The sequence below is a fragment of the Leptospira ognonensis genome, assembly GCF_004770745.1.
In the GTDB taxonomy this organism is placed as follows: Bacteria; Spirochaetota; Leptospiria; order Leptospirales; family Leptospiraceae; genus Leptospira_A; species Leptospira_A ognonensis.
Genome location: NZ_RQGD01000010.1, coordinates 65,035 through 84,737, shown reverse-complemented (window position 1 = coordinate 84,737; position 19,703 = coordinate 65,035). Strand labels below are relative to the sequence as shown.

Sequence of the window (19,703 nt, the reverse complement as noted above, 5' to 3'; positions counted from 1 at the left end):
TTCTCCAATCGAGCTTATGTCATTTTAAATAATCGCCGCAAAGGAAAATTAAATATGTTACGAAAGATTTGGGATTCGGTTATCAATATTGGTTTGGAAAAAAATCCGAATCATATTGAAGCGAAGACGATTCGGCTAACGAATGGAATTACGCTACTTACGATCTTAATGGGATTCAATTTTTACCCGAATCTCATCTATTTTCTGCCTGATACCTTTTTACTTGTGATTCTACTCAGTGGCACATTATGTTTGTATCTTTTAGTCTTCGGTTTCAATTTCTTTCAACTTCATACCTCTGCAAAAACATATCTATTATTAATCGCATGTTTTAATTTATCGCTAACCTCTATATTACTCGGTAGAGAACAAAATTTTCATTTCTATTTAATAGCAATTATAGCCGTTGCTTTTTTCATCTTTGAGGAACGTGAACTGCGCGTACAATATTTCATAGTTTCCTTGGTCACTCTTGTATTCATAGGTTTAGAAATATGGTTTTCAATTCATCCGGGCCTGCTTCCTTTTCCAAAAGACTTTTTGTTCTTTGCTGGTATTAATAATAATCTTGGATTATTATTTCTAGTCGTCGGTTTCTTGTACTACATTTCCTCCAATTACAAAAAGGCACAGATTGCTTTAGAAGATGAAAGACAAAAAAGTGAATCGCTTCTACATAACATTTTGCCTGTTCCTATTGCAGAACGACTCAAGAAAAGCCGTTTAGCAATCGCAGATGGATTTGATTTTGTTAGCATTTTGTTTGCAGATATTGTAGGCTTTACGCCTCTCTCTGGTAAAATGAAACCTGAAGATTTAGTTTCATTACTGAACAGAATTTTTTCTGATTTCGATGTGCTCGTCGAGGAAAACCGCCTCGAAAAAATCAAAACGATTGGTGATGCTTTTATGGTCGCAGGAGGCTTACCCATACCCTCCAATACGCACGCCTTTCAAGTGGCAAAATTTGCACTGGAAGTTAGAAAAAGTTTAGATAAAATCAATCTAGAAAATCATCAAAGCTTAATGATAAGAATAGGAATTCATTCTGGTCCTGTAGTTGCAGGCGTGATAGGGCTTTCGAAATTTTCGTATGATGTTTGGGGAGATACGGTTAACATTGCCAGTCGCATGGAATCTCACTGTCTACCGGGTGAAATTCAGGTTTCAGAATCAAGTTATCAATTACTAAAAGAGAAATTTATCTTTAGCGAAAGAAGAACCATTGAAATCAAAGGAAAAGGAGAGATGGCAACCTATTTACTCCTTGGTGAAATATAAGTAGGTGCTCAAAATTAAACAGAAGAAAGCCTGTAAGAAGCAATCAGCATCCCAAAAATAGATCGGTTTTAAAGGATTCTTTCGTTGCTATTATTTGCATGTCGCATGGATCATTGCTTATGATGGAAAGGATTAAGTCAGCATTCAAGATTCCAATTTCAAATTACATCGTGTATTTCCTCGTTTATTTTATTTGGGGTATTTCCATGAATGAATTTGGAAAATTTATGGAAATCGCATGTTTTACCTATTGGTGGCAGGTCATTACGGTTTACTTGCTTTATATGGTGCCGCTTTCCATATGGATGCGAAACTTTCAATGGTATGACCAATATGCGTACGGATTGTTCTGTATGGGGATACTTGAGTTTGGAGGTTATTCTTTGGGAACCTCTATTGCATTTGAAAATAATCTGATAGATAAGATATTTGGAATTAGAAATTTCTCTTTAGCGATGACCTTGTTTTTTGGATTTTATTTTCCCCTAGGAAATTGGTTGGTCAATCACGTGCACCAACTTATCCTTAAGCAGAAAATTTCCTAATTTTAGTTTTTGCAATCGGAAATTTCCCACCTATCTCGATTTTGTGGTCAACATACTTAAAAAAAACCGCAAGTATTCTTATGCCGAAACGACAGGACCACCCGTAAGGCGTTTGTAAAAATCTGCTCCTTCTCGTTCGAGAAATTCTTCGTAAGTTCCCTTGAAGTCGTTGATACCTTCTGGCGTCACTTCGATGATTCGAGTACAAAGCGAAGAGATGAACTCTCTATCATGAGATACTAGGAGGATGGTTCCTTCAAATAAAGATAAAGCAAAATTTAAAGCTTCAATGGTTTCCAAATCCAAATGGTTTGTTGGTTCATCCAAAACTATAACGTTATCGCCCGCAAGGATCATTTTCCCAATGATGATTCTTGATTTCTCACCACCTGACAATACCTTAGTGGACTTGTTCGCCATATCTCCCGAAAATAACATCCTACCAAGAATGGCACGAATTTCTTGAACTTCCGTTCCTTGCGGGGAATTGCGGAGTAACCATTCGATCAGAGTGTCTGCATCTGGTTCGATGGCCTCTCTCTGGTCCTGTGGAAAATAGGATGGTTCTACCGAGTCGCCCCATTTCACTTCTCCCTTATCTGGCTCAAGTTTTTTCATGAGCATCTTTAAAAGAGTGGTCTTACCTACACCATTTGTTCCTACAATACCAACCTTTTCGCCTTTTGAAATGGCTACCGTAAAGTCTTTGATTACGGAAACATTATCATATGATTTGCTAATATTTACTGCTTCGAATACATCTTTCCCGAGAACTCTTTTCGGTTTAAACCGAATGTAAGGAGCTACCCGCGAAGAAGGTTTAACGTCTACCATCTCCGCTTTGATCTTATCGATCATTTTTGCACGAGAAGTGGCTTGTTTCGATTTGCTGGCGTTAGCTGAAAATCTAGAAACGAATTCTTGTAAATCGTTGATTTTTTCTTTTGCGCGTTTGTTTTCATTTTGGAGTTGGGTTTGAGTTTGTTCTGCGGCGATCATGAAGTCATCATAATTGCCCGAAAAAATACGAATTGTATTGTAGTCTAAGTCAGCGATATGAGTGGAAACAGAGTTGATGAAGTGACGGTCGTGTGAGATCACAATGACCACTCCATCGTAATCAAGGAGCAGTTCTTCTAACCAATGGATTGTTTTGATATCCAAGTGGTTTGTCGGTTCATCCAAAAGTAATACATCTGGTTTTAGAAATAAAACTTGGGCGAGTAACACTCGCAATTTGAAGCCACCAGTAAGAAAATTAAGGGGACGGGAGTGGATGTTTGTCGGGATGGCAAGTCCTTCTAGTAGCTCGCCTGCGATAGATTCCGCTTCGTAACCACCTAGGTCGGCAAATCTTTCTTCGATTTCAGAAATGCGGATGCCTTCCTCGTCAGTCATTTCCTCTTTTGCGTAGATGGCGTCTCTTTCTTGCATCAGTGCCCATAGTTCTGGGTTTCCGCGGAGGACGGTGCCGAGAACCGTCTCATTTTCGAATTCGTAATGGTCCTGCTTGAGGTATCCGACCTTAATGTCCTTGTCAATCGCCACGGCTCCAGCCGTAGGCTGTATGATTCCGGCTAAAACCTTCATAAAGGTCGATTTTCCTGAACCATTGGCTCCGATGAGGCCATAGCGGCACCCAGGTTTGAATTTGATGGATACGTTTTCAAAGAGGGGTTTTTTGCCGAAAGAGACGGTTATGCCAGTTGCAGAGATCATACAGTCAATTTTCTAAGGGAAACTCTCTTTTCAACCGACATTTCGTATGATATGGCACGGATTCTCATCATTCTACTCATGGTTTTAGGGGGAGGTCTCTTAAGCTCCCAAAGTACGCACAATGGTGTTCAAATCTTATTTGGCGAACTCATCAATACGGGTCATATGCTGAAAACCGAAAAGCAGATCCTGCGCCTCTCGCCAACCCCCTTCCAGGAGGAACTGGCACTCATTACAGGTAAACACATTCGTTTGTTATGTGATGTCAATGGAGATGCCTGTTCTCCGATTCGTTATGAAATTTCTTTGCCTGATATCGGAAAAACGCCTGACTGGACTTTAATTCGTATCCCAAGATATGTGACCGCTGGACATTTTTCATTCAATCCTCAAGTAACACCCGATGGCAAAATGCTATTTTGGACGGCTCTTATCAAAGAAGGTAGCAGGTCTACCCAGAAGATTTGGGCATCAAAAAAGGACCAGTATGGATTCTGGATGCCCGGAGAACAACTTGCTGCTCCGCTTAACAACAAACTACCGTCAGCCGTGATCTCAGCTTTACCCGGCGGAAACGAGCTGTTTGTCTTTGGTAATTTCGGAGAAGAGGAGATGTTGGATACCTTAAAAAAGGAAATGATGTATCGTTCTCAAGAGGCATCTCGCGAAGCTTCAAATCCGAAAGAGTTTCACTTGCGTTTAACAAAATTAGAAAATGAGTATCGCGAACGTACTGAGAAGATTCAAAACAGGGCACCTTTATACAAATCTTATCGTAAGGAAGTTGGCTTTTCGAGTCCCGTTCCCATCAATTTCCCTTCGTTTTATAATTGGTATAGAAAATCAGATAATCCTTACCAACAAGTCTTTGGTGGATCTGCGCTTTCGTCTACTGGACGTACCATTATTTATTCAGCCCAGCAAAAGAAAAATGTTGGTAAGCTTGATTTATATGTAACCTTCCAGTCAGAAAACGGTATGTTTGAGGAAGGGATCAATCTAAGTTCTTCATTAAATACGGGAGAGGAAGAAATGGCTCCGTTTCTCGCACCGGATGATAAGACTTTATACTTTTCTTCCTCTGGGCGGAAGGAAGGAATTTCCATTTATGTGAGTAGAAGGTTAAATGACCAATGGACTTCTTGGTCCGAGCCTCAGGAACTTTCACCGAACCTGAGAGGTGTTAATTTCTTTTCGATACCCGCGAGTGGCAATTGGGCTTATGTTTCCCGGGAAGGGGAACTCTTTATGGCTTCCATACCGAAGACATTTTTGCCAGAACCCGTAGTGATGATCAAAGGCAAGGTGGTCGATGAGGAGGGCAATCCTCTTTCTGCTTCAGTCTTATACGAATCTCATACTAAAAAGAAAAGTTTGGGTTCGACGATCTCCGATCCAAATACAGGTGAGTTTTCACTCGTGCTCCCTTATGAGGAGAATTATGGATTCTATGGAGAAAAAGACGGATATCTACCTTCTTCACAAAATTTAAATTTGGTGGGCAAAGAAAAGACAGAAGAAGAAAAAACGGTCCTTCTCGTTCTGCCAAAAATAAAAAAAGGCAACGAAATGGTTTTAAACAATCTATTTTTTGCTTTCCGTTCTGTTGAAATTGCGAAAGAATCAGAATCAGAACTAGATCGTTTGGCGAGCCTTTTGAAAAAGAACCCGAGATTGAAGATAGTAATCGAAGGGTACACAGATAATGTGGGAGGAGACGCTGCAAACAAAAAGTTGTCCATGGAGAGAGCGGTGTCCGTTGCCAATTATCTTAGAACAAAACATAAATTAGAAGATACGCGCATTACAACCAAAGGATTTGGACAGTTAACGCCTGTTGCAGACAATAAAACCGAAGAAGGCAGGTCACTCAACCGTCGTGTCGTTTTTAAAATATTGGAAGACTAGACAATGGTAGATCTAAAGAAGATCAATATTCCCAGTATCCCAAAAGTAAATGTAGATACTAAAAAAATGATGGGAGCGGTCGACGGACTTGTCGACAAAATCCCTCCACAAGTTGCCTCACTACTTAAAAAAATAGCCCTTTCTCTTCTGGTTTTCTTTCTCCTTATGGGCATCTACACGGGAGCGAAAAAAGGCTGGGAAAATGCCACCCCTGAAGGTTTGCAACTAGCATCCGATACTCGGTCTTTGTTTTCAATGGAAATCGAAAAAGAATACAATCGATCTCGTAAAGATGTACGTATGTCAAATCCAGAGGATGTTAAATACGAAGCAAATCATAGGATGCAGTTTGAATTTGTGAGTGAACGCGAAAGGGGCAATCTCGAAGAGAAACCGGCTCCAGAAACAGATGATTTTCTAGGAAAAGAATATGATTTTCGGAACCGTAAAAACCAACAAACAAACGTTCCTCCACTTGCGACTCCCTCTGGCGATGGACTCATTTCCTCACCTCTAAATGTAGAATCCATAGGTGTCTGGGAAAATACAGATGCCCTAAAGGAAATTGGCGACCCAAAAGAGCTAGAAAGAAAAAATCCTAGCCTTTCCTCGAAACCAAAAAATGCGATACCTGATGCAAGTTCAAGTGCTCTAGATGGTGAGTCAGAAGAGGACATTCGTTTTAAAAAGACTCTGGACCGACTCGAGAAACTTGAAAAGCTATCTGCTGAAAAGAAGAGAAAAGAGGCGGCCTTAAAAGAGACCGATTCTGGTGAGACTTCCCCTAACCAGAGAAAAATGCGCGCTTTAGAGCCACTTCGTAAGTAAACTGATGTTAGCCTTTTATCCATTCATTCGTATTTTGCGACTCGCATTTCTTCTATCTTTGTCTGTGCCTTTTGCGCTGACACTAGAGGCTTCTGACCAAGTCCCAAACGCGACTGAAATTTTTCTGCCCTTTCCCGTCGAGCCTGCTACTACTGATACCAAATCAGAAACGGACTTACTACGCGAAAATCAGGATCGAGACCCAAACAGTCCGTTGAGCGAACCAAGCAATCTGAAAAAAAGTGATATTTCTGCTCCGAATGATGGAAAATCTGAAAAAAGCAATGGAACCTTGGGAAAAAACTCAGAAGCCAGTGCAAATACCGTAAGTGCAAATACGGACTCTCCTAAACCAAAAAAGAAAAAGAAAGGCAAAGGGGAAGTTGTAGATCCTACAGAACCTCCGTTGAAGCGAGGTAAGGCGCTCCTAACCCGAAACAAAAAACAATCCGCAGAAACTGAATTTGCTGATTCCTATTCGAAGGAGGGGACACTCGCAAATGTTTCTCGAACCGAAAACGCCAACTTATTCGGATTAGATGCAAAGGACATGGAAGGTTCTGGGCTTGTAGAAAAGATCGAAGACCCCGATGCCAAGATCAAAGCACAGTTTGAACTCGCTAGATCTCTTGATCGTATGGGGAACAGCGAATCTGAGGAAAAGGCATATAAAGAATATCTAAAATTGGTAACGGGATTTCCCGTTCACCCAGAAATCACACCAAGGACACATTTGGCAATTGCCGTTCTTCTCTTCCGTAGGCAAGAGTATCGACCTGCCTTACACCATTTGGTTCGGCTCATGAAAGAGTTTAAGACTGCCAAAGAATTTACGACAGCTCATTATTATGCTGGTAGGATTTATGAAAGCGCATGGCCTGATCGAGACTTAGAAAGAGCAAAAAAATACTATGATAATTATCTGAAAGTAACAGAAGGCCGGGAAGAAACTCCAGGAAATGATTTTAAGAAGGATGCAGGAGAGAGAAGGCGACTCATAGAATCGCCCTTAGGCATTTAAGCGATAGCTACGTTAACTTCGACTCGTCCGTATTTGGAGTATAAGTTGATGGAGAGTGTGGGCTTTTTGTTAAAACGGACGGATGTACTTTTAGACTCTTGGATGTTAGGTGTCGTGATCTCAACTGACTGACCTGAAGACGTAAAGATATTCATCGCATTGCCCGTAGTCATGTTTGCGATCTCGCCTAGGATGTCCTTATATTCATTTTTAACATCGTCATCAGAAAGCCCTGGCACAAGCTTACGAGAGATTTTATAGGCCGCATCCAAGTTCATACTATAGACTACCTCGCCGCTGAATGAACCCACCACACCAATGATGATGGCAAGTTCATGAGACGGAGTTGGTGAATCCTTAATCCCGATCTTTCCTCGTATGAGATCTTGACCGAGAACGTCACGAAAAACGATCGTTGCTGCCTCGAGGAAGGGATTGATAAAGTCGGCTTTGATTTGCATTATTCTAAAGACAGAGCCTTTTGCTTGTCGATGTTGTATTCTCCTGATAAGGACTTGTTTATTTCAATAAAAAAGCCAAGAAGTTTGTTTTGTTTCATCATTTCTTCGGCAGTGTTCTCAGCTTTTTTTGGTGCTGGGCCTGAAGGGGAGAACGAGAGGTCTCCAAATTCCACATAGATCTGTTTGTCATTGTCTGTAAACGGTCCGAGGACTTTCTTTTTCCCGAAAGGATTGGCGGAGAGCTCTTCCCAGAATTTTGGGTCCGAGGCCAATCGAAAACTGGTTCCTTTGGGAGATTGCAAAAGCTTCAAATTAGATAAGGGTGTCGCGGCAATGGATTCGATACTTTGGGATGTCTCTTTGGAAATGGCTTCAAGGGCATTATCAGCCAAAACAAGAGATTGAATCTTTTTCTTCCAAACCTCCAAATCTTTCCGCTTGCGATCAAATTTTAATTTAGAGGTGAGAACTTGTTTTCTTTCTTCGAAGGTTGGAATCTTACCGTTTCCGTCTTTGTTTAGATTGCCCTCTTTCTTTTCCTTTTCGTATTCGGAAAGGAGGTCTGCGTCACTGATTTGGATTTTAGATTCTAGTTGGTTTAGAAGGTTGACTTCGGTAAAAGCAACTAGACGAAAGCTTACCTTGGCAGATTTTGCTTCTGCTTCGATTTCTGATTCTGCTGGTGATGGGGTCATCTTTTGGTCTAGGAAACCTTGGAAAAGTGAATAGCCCGTGGCTGAATCGAGTCGGTAGGCCATAGGAGTGGAGCGCAGGATCTGTTGGTAGATCTGGTCTACGGTGCGTGTATCCTCTTCTCCATAGCCGGCTTGGGAGGCAGTCTCTTTGTGAATTTGACGTGCCTGAAGCGAGAGGTCCCGTTTGATGCTCGTTTCCGAAACGCGAAAACCGACTGCACTAGCGATATCATTGGCAATAAAAAGTTCTTTCGTTGTCGAAAATGCACAGGATTGGATGAGTTCGTTGTTCCCTGCCATTTCTTTGGAATACTGTTGGTAGCGGTAATAGCAATCTCTGCGAGCTGCATTGAAATAATCCATGGGAACGGATCTTCCGGCGATAGAGCCAGCTTTGGTGGAGGAACTACCCGTGAGGGCTCCGATAAAGCTCTGCTCCGCATCTCCAGGGAGAAAGGTTACGACGAGCATGGATACAAGTATAAATAAAAACAAACCTACAACGGCTCTAGTGAGTTTTTCTTTCCAGGTTGTTGCTTCTTCTTCGAACATATGAGAAGGGTTTCCAAGGAACCAGGCTTGTAAAGAAAAAATGTAATCAAGGGAATTGGTAAAACATAAGATAATAGGAGGGGTATGTTATACGCGGCAATTGCAATGATCATCGTTGGGGTACTTTGTTTCCTATATGTATCCCTAAATCCGAATTCTGCAAATGTAAGCGCAGGTACAAAGCGGACTGTTTCGGAAAGAGGCCAAGCAGGCCCAGGATACAGTGCCAATTTTCGCCACCAACCCCTTTCCAGTGTTTCCCCTCAACTCGATGAACGGATTCGTAGGGATCGGGAGATTGCCGACTCCAAGCCCCACTGGCAGGAACCTAGCATTAATTATACGAAGCAGGCGGTACCTCCGCCCTCCATCGTGGAAAAAACAACAATTTTGAAAGATTCTGAAGAAGGATTTGAGGAAGTCCCCTTAGAGGTGGAACCAAAGATCACCTCCTTTCATATGGAAGGCATTTTATATCTCGATCATTCTGGTAAAATTCCGTTTGGTGAAAAGGACCTGTCAGAAACAGAATCCTCAGAGGAAACACTTCGAAACTTCAAACGCGTAGGACCCGCAAAGTTGAAAGAGGAAGATGGTAAATTTGTTTTTTATTCTGGAAATGCCAGTTATACATACCAATCGTATGAATTAGACCAAGTCGTATTTTATGACCAAGGTATAGCCTTTTTACTAAAAGATACACGAGTTCCAAGACCAGTCTACTTCACAAAAGAGATGGATGAGTTGAAAGAATTCCTTTCCCAAGCCGCTGTAGAAGTTTAAAAATTATCTAGAAACTTTTTGCAGTTCTCTAAAGATTTTTTCACCTAACATATAATATCGGCGTCGATTTTTTTTAGAAATTCGATTTCTTTGGATTTTAGACAAGAGCCTCTCTAATAGAATGAGTTGTCCGATCTCAAAATTATCTTCTTCTGCATCTATGTCAGGAGACAGACTCTTTACATTCAGACAAATACCCGAACCGACATCAAGAATCCGCAAATCACGCGTTCGTCGGTATTCGTTCACTTTTTCTATTAATAATTTATCTATGATCATTTTAAAGGAAAGCAGGATGGATGATTGTCGAGCTTCCGACTCTAGCGTACACAAAAGAAAAAACCCAAAGATATCAATGTCTATGTCACACTCAAAAAAGTCCACACTCGGAGGATAGACACCCGAATTCATATCTAGGATTTGGATCATTTTGTAAATCCTTCCTGTCTCGTCTTTTAAATGGATCGAAATATCTCCAGACTCAATCACATCAGTTAACACGGAATCGTCGCTAGTGTTTTTACGTATGCTGTGGAGATTTTCCTTAATAATGGATTCTATGGAAAGGATCTCAGGCGAGACTAGTTTTCTGTTAGCTAAGATATCGCTTGTGGGGATTTCTAGAGTGTAGCTAGAACCAGAAGATAATTTGTCCCCGAGTGGGACCGTTTTGTAAAGACTCTCTTGTATATAAATTTCGGCTTCTAATTGCACTTCGGTTCTTCTTGTAGGCTAAATTGCTATGAACTTCCGATTTTTATCAAGTAATTTATTCAATCAGGGGAGAGTGGGATGCGATCGGTTTTACCACAAAGACTCCTCCCTGCGAGAAAATCCGAGTCGCTCCAAAATTTCTTACGGATTTCCTGATTCTATATTGATGGCTTTGATGCCCGTAATGAAGTATCCAGTCTCGCCAAAACAGGTCGTAGGGAGGCCAACATGCTCTTCGTATTCAAGCACAATGCGATTACCGATGGAATCATTAATTTGTTTGGCAATGGATTCGTCCCTTACTGTAAAATAAAACTTTTCGGCCACAGTGCCAGGCATCGTGACAAGAGCGATTTCTCCTTCCCAGGTTTTGCAGACCCATCCTTTTTTGGAAAGCTTTTGGACATACCCTGCGCGATCTCCGACAGAATAACTCCAATTAAGAACTCCCCAAGTATATCCAGCTAATAAAAGCAATACGACAACAAGGATTCCGATTAAGCTTCCTATAATTTTCATGTTTCAATACTCCTTCATAAATACATTGAGATAGTTGAAAGTCTTCAGTTTGTACTAAATCCACAACTTCTTTTTCTAGAGTTCGATATTATAAATTCCTTTACAACTTGTCCCCGATTTGGATTCTTTACGCCTGACCAATGGATGCACTTAAAGATTTTCTAAAGGATAAATCCTTCCTTTTCGCTCTTTCATTTATCTTGCTAACGGAAATTTTCATGCAGATCGGTTGCTATAAGCCTTTCCAGAAGAAAACTTCCTATGCCCAGAGTGTAAATCGCATCACAGACTCGGCAGTGAAATCCATCCCGATACTTAAACCAAACATTCTTATCATTGGAACCTCCATTGCCTACGAAGGCATCTCGGCCAAACGATTGAATGAAAAAATCAAATCAAAAGGACTCATCGCCCAATCCATTGCCATTCCAGGTTCCGAACTGATTGTACAAGAATTAGCGTTACGAAAATTTTTAAAAGCGAACCCTGATCTTAAATACATCATCCATGTGAACGAGATGCACCTACCCTGGGTCGATAGGCGAACCTTAATTGATTCGAGTCTAGCAATGGTCACGGAATTAAATAGATGGGAAACGCTTTCCAAATTGGATGAGGACAGATACGTTGTCTCGTGGAAAGATTATATTTATCTTTTTGTTAGGTGGGTTGCATACCGCCATGACATTGCTGATTTAATCTTAAAACCCGAGAAAAGATGGAAAGAGTTTTGTAAAGAGATTAAAAGAGATAAAGGTAACCATTATATATATACAAATGAATATAAACAATCTCTCTCGCCTTATCAATTTAGTTCCGTTACTGAGTGTTTGGTGAAAACAATACCAGGAACTTCCATACCTGAAGGATCTGACAGACATCATCTGGACGCTCTTCATAAAACTTGTAAATTGGTGGACGAAACAAAGTTTACTCTCGAAGCCAATGAACTAACTGACTTATTTAAGCTTCGGCTTTCCAATTTTTATAAATTCATCGCTGACCAAAAGATTAAAATCATTAATGTATACCCTCCAGTGAACCATCATTTGGATCTAAAGGATAACGACCTTCGGCGCGAATTTTGGGAAAAGGAATTTAGTGCCTCTATGATCAATCAGAAATTTGATTTATCGAATGTGATCCCCTCTATAAATAATGAAGCATATTATTATGATTTGATTCATTTAAATGAAAAGGGGATGGAAATTTTCACGGATGCCCTTGCTGATTCCCTACTAAAGCATGCTATTTAATTCAATACATTTTCTTTTTTTCTTTCCCGTCGTTTGGGTGGTCTACCAATACGCGGGGAAAAGGCAATCGATCCTTCTTCTATTTGCCAGTTTTTACTTCTATATGGCTTGGAATTATTATTTTCTTGGCCTGCTTTTGTTTTCAATCGTAATCGATTATTATGCAGCGATTTCAATTTCCAAATTGGAAATAGAGGATCCGAAACGTAAATTATTTCTTACGCTTTCTCTCGTGGTAAATATTGGATTTCTGGCTTACTTTAAATATACAAACTTCTTTTTAGGTATTTGGAATGACATAGGGATCACGGACTTTAGGTTTCCGGTGTATAATATCATTTTGCCTGTGGGGATTTCCTTTTATACCTTCCAGTCAATGAGTTATACGATTGATGTATACCGTGGTATCCTTCCTGCTAGGAAATCATTCTTAGAATTTTCCTTATATGTTTCCTTTTTCCCTCAACTCGTTGCGGGACCCATTGTGCGTGCCACGACCTTCTTTCGAGATTTAGAGAATCGTCTGCCCGTGGATCTTGCCGTTATGCGGGAATCCTTTGCACAAATTCTTATAGGTTTTACAAAAAAAGTAGTTTTTGCTGATAACCTCGCGGTCTGCGTAGATGCTGTTTTCCAAAATTCTGCGGGCGCAAGTGCCATTGATACTTGGATCGCAATATTTGCGTTCATGTGGCAGATCTATTTCGATTTCTCTGGCTACACAGACATTGCCATTGGTGTCGCGCGTCTTTTTGGATTTCAATTTGATCCAAATTTTTATTTTCCATTTAATGTCACAAGCATCAGCGAACATTGGTCTAGGTGGCATATTTCTTTTACATCCTGGATCCGTGATTATATTTTCATACCTCTTGGTGGATCGCGAGGTTCTGAATGGCTTGTCTGTAGAAATATTTTCATCACCTTCTTGTTTGGTGGGATATGGCATGGCGCAGGCATCCATTTCCTTGTGTGGGGGATTTGGCATTCAGTGATGCTGATCTCTGAAAGACAGTATGCAAAAACAGGTCTTAGAGATTATTTAAATAGGAAAGGAGGTGTTATTTACCTGGCAATTTGCCGCATTTTCACACTCTTTTGTATTGCCATAAGTATCCCTTTCTTCCGAGGGGATTCGATGGCTAATGCCTTTCTCATGATTAAGAAAATGCTATTAGTTTCCGAGCCAAACGGGCTTCCAATTCTATTCGGAAATTATTCGAAACTGATCCTTTTATTATTTATTACTGCCCAAATATTTGAAAAATATAAAATCAAAAAGATGCTATCGAATTATAAAAGTTTTTCCATTTTTATCTTGGTTAACTTTATATTACTACTTTGTTTTGGTGTAAAAGATGCTAAAAGTTTCATATACTTTGCGTTCTAAATTCTTTTCCAGTCTGGTTGCCTACTCAGTTACCCTTTTCTTATGTTCTGGAGGTGATCTCTTTGCGACAGATAAAATTGAGCTATACTTAAAGTGGACCCATCAATTCCAATTTGCGGGATATTATGCGGCCTTGGAAAAGGGTTACTATAAAGACGTTGGATTGGATGTAGACATCATTGAAAGTCGGAAAGGAGTCGAGGGGTTGCATCAGCAAGTCACCGCTGAAGCGGGAAGGTATGGCGTGGGAACAAATGAAGTTCTCTTGCAGTGGCATGCAGGCACGCCGATCGTTGTCATTGCCGTTATCTTTCAACATTCACCGTCTGTTTTGTATCTTCGCAAAATCAGCTCCACACAGAGCATTCATGACATTGCGGGAAAAAAAGTCATGCTCTCGCCCAGAGTCTATGAAATCCTTGCTTACTTGAAAAAAGAAGGCATCAAATCATCAGACTTTATTCAGCTTGAACATAGCTTTAAGTTTGAGGAATTGGGTAATGGAAAAGTCGATGCACTCGATGGATATTCAACATCACAGACGTATGATTTGGAGAAAGCGAAGGTTCCCTTTTTAACCTTTTCTCCGCGTATGGCAGGTATAGATTTTTACGGAGATAATCTATTCACGAGCCAATTTGAGTTAGAATCGAACCCTGAAAGAGTAAAGAACTTTCGGGAGGCAAGTTTACGCGGATGGCAGTATGCGATGAATCATAAAGAGGAAATTGCCGACCTCATACTCTCTAAATATAACGGTAGTTTATCTAAAGAAAGACTATTGTACGAAGCAGAACAAATGGTTCCCTTGATCCAACCGATCCTTGTCGAAATCGGGTATATGAATCCAGGAAGATGGAAACATATTGCAGATATCTATTCTGAATTTGGTATGCTTCCGAAGAATCTTGACTTAGACAGCTTTATTTATAATCCCAATCCACAGCCAAACTATACCATCATCATTAGGTCGGTAGCTGCCCTCTGTATCTTAGTAGTACTGGTTTGGATACTACTGAGACAGCGCTGGAATCGACGATATTCTGAAAACTTAGAAAAAGAGGTGGCACAGCGAACAGACGAGTTAAGAGAGATCAATCAATCTTTAAAGACTACTTTGAATGATTTAACAGAAGCACAAGGCAGGTTAATCAACTCAGAAAAACTTGCCACGATCGGAAAGCTCGCTGCAGGAATGGCGCACGAATTAAACACTCCATTAGGAGCGATCGTTTCTTCTAATCATTCGATCGCAACCTTTCTTAAAGCCGATTTAAGAGTGATGATTGAATCACTTTCTAAATTTGAAGAGAATGATTTTCGACTGCTAGAAGTTTTACTGAAAGAAAGTCTGCGAGATGAAAGTCATTTTATCGATGGGAAACAAGAGCGAGCCTTAAAGAAAGAGCTTGCGTCCAAATTTTCAGACGCATTAAAAATGAATATTTCTGGCGAACATATAGCGCTCGTTATAGAATCTGGAGCTTATCGCCTCGAAGAAGAAAAAGTTCGCTCCATTTTAGAAAGTAAAAAATCTATCGAACTCTTGCAACTTGCCAAGTTTATCGCGAATGCAAACAGATCGTGTTCCATTATCTCGGTCGCAACTGAAAAAGCGACACACGTTGTAAAAGCATTAAAGAATTATTTGGTATCTGATCAGGATTCAAAGAGTGGTGAATCACAGATTGATGTCGTTCATGAGATTGAAAACATATTATATCTATATTATTATAATATACATAATCAAGTGACGATTTCCAAAAATTTTACAACGTCTCGAAAATGTCTCGGCAATCGCGACAGTTTGAATCAAGTGTGGGTAAACTTAATAAACAATAGTTTACATGCCATGTCCAATGAAGGTTCGATAGAAATTAAAGTAGAAGATGAGGCAGATTTTATAAAAGTAACATTTATTGATTCAGGCGTTGGCATTCCAGAATCCATACAACCAAAAATTTTCGATCCTTTCTTTACTTCAAAGACTGACGCTGCAGGTCTTGGGTTAGGTTTAGATATCTGTAAAAAGATCATCTTAAACCTGAGAGGTAGGATTGAATTTGAAAGTAAACCAGGACGCACTGCATTCTATGTTTACCTACCCGCATTTTCTCCTTCTTCAGAGCCATCGAACCATTAAGTTCAAAAAGGCAGGTCTATGGTTGGTTCGTGAATTCAAATATGTAAAAGTTTTTGTTTTCAAAAATGATCCGTTTGTTCGGGATCGTTTCAATCTCTTGAAACTTTTTGAAGGATTGTATCAGGATTTGGTAGCCAAAATGATTTTTATCTCCACTAAACTTTTCTGGGTTTTCAATTTTTGTGATGATCATTCTAGCTTGAGATCCGTGTTGTTTAAGTGAATTGTAAAAGTTTATAATTTCCTCTTTCGTTTCACAAAGGTAAAAAGTTTTGTCGGGCATACCATATGCAAAATTGTTAATGTATTTTGATGATGTGATGTTTTCGGAAGCCAAGTGTGGGGCAATTTGAGTGATGATTTTTGTGGATTCACGACTTCCCCAAATTGCAAGGATTGAAAATAACAAAATGAAGATGCCTGAATACCCTGTTACTACATAGAACTTCCAATTTATTTGCTTCCAAATCTGTAATTGTCGAAAGACAAAAGTAGCCAAAAGTGGAATCGCAGGGAAAAGATATCTCGGAGTCAGATCAATGCCTTGTTCTTGGGCCGCAACAAAGGGAATCGTCAGAATAAAGAGCCATACAGCAGAAAAAAGTGCTAACTGATCTCCTTGTTCTTCAGAATTTTTAAACAAATTTTTCAAATAGAATAGGGACAAAAAAGAAGCAGGGAAGTACACAGCCAAGGAATATCGATACAAAAATAAATACCCAATCAAATTTTCAAAGCGGAATCCAAATGTATGCTCGATGACATCATAAACAATCAAAGGTTCATAGATTCCATAAATCAATTTGTTGGAATAAAAAAATAAAACAAAAGTAAAGATCACTCCAGACAAAAAGTATAATACTTGTTTGACGGGCAATGATCTCCATCGGAAAAGTAGAAGCATAGAAATAATAAGTCCGCTAAAAAAACCAGTTTCGACCCTAAGAAACAAATGCAAACCAGTGAAAATTCCGACGACCAACCATGTTGTCTTGGCATTTGTGGCTGGTTTGAAAGCCTTGAGAGCTTGGTAGATCGTAAAGTATAATAGAAAAGAGCAGAGTGTGGCCTCGTAATACCAAGAGGAATAAACAACCAAAGGTGTAGATAAAAGGTAAAATAACTGGGAATGATACACAACTGTCGGTGAAAAATCGAATTCGAGCAGTAGCTTCCGAAAGAAAATTAAGGATAGGAACCCGAACAAAAACGATAAAAGCAGAAGTCCAGGATATGGAAGAAATTGATAAAAGGGAGCGTTGATTAAAGTCCAAAGCCAAGGAAATACCGAGAAGACTTTTTTATTTATGACATGTTCAAACGGAGGATCATAGATTTTATGCGTAAAGTTTGGATCAATTTCAGGATTCGGAATAAATCTTTCAAACGATTGGTACTCGTTCTTTATTAAGTCAGTGACTTGTATGAATTTAAATATTTGGTCTTGCGATAGGCCTAAATATTTTTTATTATAAGAAAAAATTAACGAGAAAGTTATCAAGATATAAAGTATAGGGATTATGTTTTTTTTGGAGAATGTCGTAAGTTTCTGAACAGTTGATTCCATAGATTGATTCGAGTTTCAAAAAAAACGGAGGAAATTGCAATCTAAAATTGATAGAAAAGAATTCGCTTTTGTTTGCCTTTTTATCGAGGGTATTTGAAGAAATTTATTTGTTCGAAATAAAAACAAACAAGTGATAAATTTTATTAGTGATATTGGATCAACCTTCGACTCCTAATGGAAAGCCTGAAGGAGTTAAATTTTGAGATCTTCTAGATTAAATAAGAAGGTTTGGATTTATTTCATCTTGTAATTTTTTTTGACTGATTCGGTCCCAAAGACCGCAAGGAAATTTGCTTGCCTGGGAATCTGTTAGAAACTATGATACGTGTTATGGATCGATATCACTTTCAACCGATCTTAGATTAAATGCTAAATTCCAGCAAACACCGCATCTTACTCAATATATTAACGAATTCTTCAGATGAAATCCTGGAGTTGATTCTAAAAGAAGGCAAGGCGGGCTTTTGGATCCAAGAGGCTCACTCATTAGCCGGAGTCTACGTTGCACCTCAGTTATTGGATACGCTTGGACTCCTCCAAAACGATAGTTTAGTACAACTCCCTGAAATGCTTACTGAGATCGTTTTGCCACAACTTGACTTTTATGCAGGAATGAATTTGAACGAGAGCTGGAAGCGCGTCTTTTTTCGCGTACATGGAAGTGGCATGCTCGAGATGGAAGCAACGGGGATTCGTTTTACAGACAATTTCGAAAAATCTTTCCTCCTATTCCTCGTTCGCCCATACATTACCGAACATAAACTCAGCTCCCTATTGAATTGTACAACCGATGCCGTTTATGCAGTGGATAAAAATAGTAAAATCATCATATGGAATCAAAGTGCTGAGTCTCTCTTTGGTTATGCGAATTATGAAATTTTAGGCCAATCTGCGAATCTACTCATCCCCGTGGAAAAAAGACACGAGGAAGCATTGGTCACACAAAGATGTTTTTGGGGAGATAGTATAGGAAAATATGAAACCTCCAAGCAAACAAAGAATGGAGAAATGATTGATGTGATCGTTACGATGACTCCTATTTTTGATCCGCATGGAATCGTTGAAGGAATTTGTTTTATCGCACGAAACAATAAAGAGTATAAATTTGTGCACGAAGAACAAATTCGTGCGAAGAAGTTAGCTGAACAGGCGAATGTCGCTAAATCCGATTTTCTCGCAAACATGAGTCATGAGATTCGCACGCCCATCAATGGCATCATTGGATTTACCGATCTTTTATTAAAGACGAGTCTTGACCATTCTCAGAGAGACTATATGCGATCGATCCAATATAGTGCCAATGCTCTATTAGATATAATTACAGATATCCTAGACTTTTCAAAAATTGAAGCCGGCAAATTAGAGTTAGAACCTGAAAATACGAGTCTTGGCGACCTTGCTGATGAGGTGCTCAATATCGTAAGTTTCCAGGCTAGTCAAAAACATATAAAACTAAGATTGAATATTGTACCCGAACTTCCCGATTATGTTTTCATTGACCCGATCCGTTTTAAGCAAGTCGTCATCAATCTACTAAGCAATGCGATCAAGTTTACAGAAAAAGGTAAAATCGAATTTTCAATTAGCATTGTCGAGGATCAAGATGATCAGCTAAAGAAAATTAGGATTTCGATCCAAGACACAGGGATTGGAATCGCAAAAGAAAATCAGAAAAAAATATTCGATGCCTTTACGCAAGAGGATTTTTCGACGACCCGTAAATACGGTGGAACAGGTCTTGGACTTTCGATTTCAAATCGGATTCTCGGATACATGAATAGTAAAATCGAATTGAATAGTGAGGTAGGAAAAGGCTCTGATTTTTATTTCGATTTGGTTTTGAAAACATTTAACTTTTCACTTCTTGATTTTAAACCCATACAAGGAAATATCGAGAAGCTTTTGAAAAAGCCACTTATAAACGAAGCGAATTATTCAATATTGATCGCGGAAGATAACAACGTAAATATGAAGCTCGTAAAAGCGATTCTGAGAAAAGTTTTACCAAATGCAAGTCTTCATGAGGCAGTGAATGGAGCTGAGGCGATAGCATTCTTTCAAACCGGAAAGGCAGATATGGTATTCATGGACATTCAAATGCCGATTGTCAATGGATATGAGGCTGTGAAACGCATTCGCGAATTACCTGTAGCAAGAGAAATTCCGATCATTGCAGTAACGGCAGGTACCGTGTTAGGTGAAAAAGATCGATGCATCGCTGCTGGTATGAATGACTATATTAGTAAACCAGCCGTAAGAGCAGATTTTGAAAAAATGATTCATTTATATCTGATAAAGGATACTGTTCAAGTTTAAAAATT

Annotated in this window: 16 protein-coding genes; 10 read left to right on the top strand and 6 right to left on the bottom strand. The window is 39.5% G+C overall.

Annotation, left to right across the window (positions count from 1 at the left end; genetic code table 11):
• Positions 1–54 precede the first annotated feature (54 nt).
• Together EHQ58_RS02870 and EHQ58_RS02865 are read left to right on the top strand one after the other, a co-directional pair.
• Positions 55–1,281: an adenylate/guanylate cyclase domain-containing protein gene (locus tag EHQ58_RS02870; RefSeq protein WP_135621839.1), complete on the top strand. Its 1,227-nt coding sequence runs from the start codon at positions 55–57 to the stop codon at positions 1,279–1,281.
• 206 nt (positions 1,282–1,487) lie between these two features.
• Positions 1,488–1,826 carry a hypothetical protein gene (locus EHQ58_RS02865; protein ID WP_135621838.1) on the top strand — a complete coding sequence of 113 codons (339 nt, stop codon included), beginning with the start codon at positions 1,488–1,490 and terminating at the stop codon, positions 1,824–1,826.
• 78 nt (positions 1,827–1,904) lie between these two features.
• Here EHQ58_RS02865 and abc-f read toward each other — a convergent pair whose 3' ends face one another.
• Positions 1,905–3,545 carry a ribosomal protection-like ABC-F family protein gene (gene abc-f / locus EHQ58_RS02860; RefSeq protein ID WP_135621837.1) on the bottom strand — a complete coding sequence of 547 codons (1,641 nt, stop codon included), beginning with the start codon at positions 3,543–3,545 and terminating at the stop codon, positions 1,905–1,907.
• 51 nt (positions 3,546–3,596) lie between these two features.
• On the opposite strand from abc-f, the gene EHQ58_RS02855 reads away from it, so the two are divergent.
• Genes EHQ58_RS02855 through EHQ58_RS02845 form a run of 3 tightly spaced genes read left to right on the top strand, consistent with a single transcriptional unit; the run spans position 3,597 to position 7,302 of the window.
• Positions 3,597–5,453, top strand: a complete 1,857-nt coding sequence (locus EHQ58_RS02855; RefSeq protein WP_135621836.1) for an OmpA family protein — start codon at positions 3,597–3,599, stop codon at positions 5,451–5,453.
• Positions 5,454–5,456: 3 nt separating this feature from the next.
• Entirely contained in the window at positions 5,457–6,281 is an 825-nt protein-coding gene (locus EHQ58_RS02850; protein WP_135621835.1) for an LIC_11485 family protein, read from the top strand.
• Between the two features lie 4 nt (positions 6,282–6,285).
• A complete protein-coding gene (locus EHQ58_RS02845) occupies positions 6,286–7,302 on the top strand; it encodes a tetratricopeptide repeat protein (protein WP_135621834.1) in 1,017 nt (338 codons plus the stop codon).
• Here the strand turns inward: EHQ58_RS02845 and EHQ58_RS02840 are convergent.
• Together EHQ58_RS02840 and EHQ58_RS02835 are read right to left on the bottom strand one after the other, a co-directional pair.
• Positions 7,299–7,763 carry a chemotaxis protein CheX gene (locus EHQ58_RS02840; RefSeq protein ID WP_135621833.1) on the bottom strand — a complete coding sequence of 155 codons (465 nt, stop codon included), beginning with the start codon at positions 7,761–7,763 and terminating at the stop codon, positions 7,299–7,301. The genes EHQ58_RS02845 and EHQ58_RS02840 overlap by 4 nt on opposite strands.
• Entirely contained in the window at positions 7,763–9,010 is a 1,248-nt protein-coding gene (locus EHQ58_RS02835; protein ID WP_135621832.1) for a hypothetical protein, read from the bottom strand. Before EHQ58_RS02835 ends, EHQ58_RS02840 begins: the two co-directional genes overlap by 1 nt.
• A gap of 84 nt (positions 9,011–9,094) precedes the next feature.
• Here EHQ58_RS02835 and EHQ58_RS02830 point away from each other — a divergent pair, with 84 nt between their 5' ends.
• Positions 9,095–9,793: an LIC_11490 family protein gene (locus EHQ58_RS02830; RefSeq protein WP_135621831.1), complete on the top strand. Its 699-nt coding sequence runs from the start codon at positions 9,095–9,097 to the stop codon at positions 9,791–9,793.
• Between the two features lie 3 nt (positions 9,794–9,796).
• Here EHQ58_RS02830 and EHQ58_RS02825 read toward each other — a convergent pair whose 3' ends face one another.
• Both EHQ58_RS02825 and EHQ58_RS02820 read right to left on the bottom strand, forming a co-directional pair.
• Complete coding sequence (locus tag EHQ58_RS02825; protein ID WP_135621830.1) at positions 9,797–10,507, bottom strand: hypothetical protein; 711 nt, start codon at positions 10,505–10,507, stop codon at positions 9,797–9,799.
• A 141-nt stretch (positions 10,508–10,648) separates the two neighbouring features.
• Complete coding sequence (locus EHQ58_RS02820; protein WP_135621829.1) at positions 10,649–11,026, bottom strand: hypothetical protein; 378 nt, start codon at positions 11,024–11,026, stop codon at positions 10,649–10,651.
• Positions 11,027–11,166: 140 nt separating this feature from the next.
• Between EHQ58_RS02820 and EHQ58_RS02815 the strand changes: the two genes are divergently transcribed.
• Genes EHQ58_RS02815 through EHQ58_RS02805 form a run of 3 tightly spaced genes read left to right on the top strand, consistent with a single transcriptional unit; the run spans position 11,167 to position 15,815 of the window.
• Positions 11,167–12,282, top strand: a complete 1,116-nt coding sequence (locus EHQ58_RS02815) for an SGNH/GDSL hydrolase family protein (protein WP_135621828.1) — start codon at positions 11,167–11,169, stop codon at positions 12,280–12,282.
• Complete coding sequence (locus EHQ58_RS02810) at positions 12,272–13,672, top strand: MBOAT family O-acyltransferase (RefSeq protein ID WP_135621827.1); 1,401 nt, start codon at positions 12,272–12,274, stop codon at positions 13,670–13,672. Before EHQ58_RS02815 ends, EHQ58_RS02810 begins: the two co-directional genes overlap by 11 nt.
• Positions 13,641–15,815 carry an ABC transporter substrate-binding protein gene (locus tag EHQ58_RS02805; RefSeq protein ID WP_135621826.1) on the top strand — a complete coding sequence of 725 codons (2,175 nt, stop codon included), beginning with the start codon at positions 13,641–13,643 and terminating at the stop codon, positions 15,813–15,815. The genes EHQ58_RS02810 and EHQ58_RS02805 overlap by 32 nt, the downstream gene beginning before the upstream one ends.
• A gap of 16 nt (positions 15,816–15,831) precedes the next feature.
• Here the strand turns inward: EHQ58_RS02805 and EHQ58_RS02800 are convergent, their stop codons facing one another.
• Positions 15,832–17,382, bottom strand: a complete 1,551-nt coding sequence (locus EHQ58_RS02800) for an LA_3751/LA_3752 family putative glycosyltransferase (protein WP_135621825.1) — start codon at positions 17,380–17,382, stop codon at positions 15,832–15,834.
• 366 nt (positions 17,383–17,748) lie between these two features.
• On the opposite strand from EHQ58_RS02800, the gene EHQ58_RS02795 reads away from it, so the two are divergent.
• Positions 17,749–19,698 (top strand): hybrid sensor histidine kinase/response regulator, encoded by a 1,950-nt coding sequence (locus tag EHQ58_RS02795; RefSeq protein WP_135621824.1) that lies wholly within the window; start codon positions 17,749–17,751, stop codon positions 19,696–19,698.
• Positions 19,699–19,703 lie beyond the last annotated feature (5 nt).

Excerpts from the sequence above, each read along its gene's own strand:
- EHQ58_RS02850 (WP_135621835.1), top strand. The coding sequence starts at position 5,457 with ATGGTAGATCTAAAGAAGATCAATATTCCCAGTATCCCAAAAGTAAAT.
- EHQ58_RS02805 (WP_135621826.1), top strand. The coding sequence starts at position 13,641 with ATGCTAAAAGTTTCATATACTTTGCGTTCTAAATTCTTTTCCAGTCTG.
- EHQ58_RS02795 (WP_135621824.1), top strand. The coding sequence starts at position 17,749 with ATGCTAAATTCCAGCAAACACCGCATCTTACTCAATATATTAACGAAT.
- EHQ58_RS02815 (WP_135621828.1), top strand. The coding sequence starts at position 11,167 with ATGGATGCACTTAAAGATTTTCTAAAGGATAAATCCTTCCTTTTCGCT.
- EHQ58_RS02820 (WP_135621829.1), bottom strand. The coding sequence starts at position 11,026 with ATGAAAATTATAGGAAGCTTAATCGGAATCCTTGTTGTCGTATTGCTT.
- EHQ58_RS02845 (WP_135621834.1), top strand. The coding sequence starts at position 6,286 with ATGTTAGCCTTTTATCCATTCATTCGTATTTTGCGACTCGCATTTCTT.
- EHQ58_RS02810 (WP_135621827.1), top strand. The coding sequence starts at position 12,272 with ATGCTATTTAATTCAATACATTTTCTTTTTTTCTTTCCCGTCGTTTGG.
- EHQ58_RS02835 (WP_135621832.1), bottom strand. The coding sequence starts at position 9,010 with ATGTTCGAAGAAGAAGCAACAACCTGGAAAGAAAAACTCACTAGAGCC.
- EHQ58_RS02855 (WP_135621836.1), top strand. The coding sequence starts at position 3,597 with ATGGCACGGATTCTCATCATTCTACTCATGGTTTTAGGGGGAGGTCTC.
- EHQ58_RS02870 (WP_135621839.1), top strand. The coding sequence starts at position 55 with ATGTTACGAAAGATTTGGGATTCGGTTATCAATATTGGTTTGGAAAAA.
- EHQ58_RS02840 (WP_135621833.1), bottom strand. The coding sequence starts at position 7,763 with ATGCAAATCAAAGCCGACTTTATCAATCCCTTCCTCGAGGCAGCAACG.
- EHQ58_RS02830 (WP_135621831.1), top strand. The coding sequence starts at position 9,095 with ATGTTATACGCGGCAATTGCAATGATCATCGTTGGGGTACTTTGTTTC.
- abc-f (WP_135621837.1), bottom strand. The coding sequence starts at position 3,545 with ATGATCTCTGCAACTGGCATAACCGTCTCTTTCGGCAAAAAACCCCTC.
- EHQ58_RS02865 (WP_135621838.1), top strand. The coding sequence starts at position 1,488 with ATGAATGAATTTGGAAAATTTATGGAAATCGCATGTTTTACCTATTGG.
- EHQ58_RS02800 (WP_135621825.1), bottom strand. The coding sequence starts at position 17,382 with ATGGAATCAACTGTTCAGAAACTTACGACATTCTCCAAAAAAAACATA.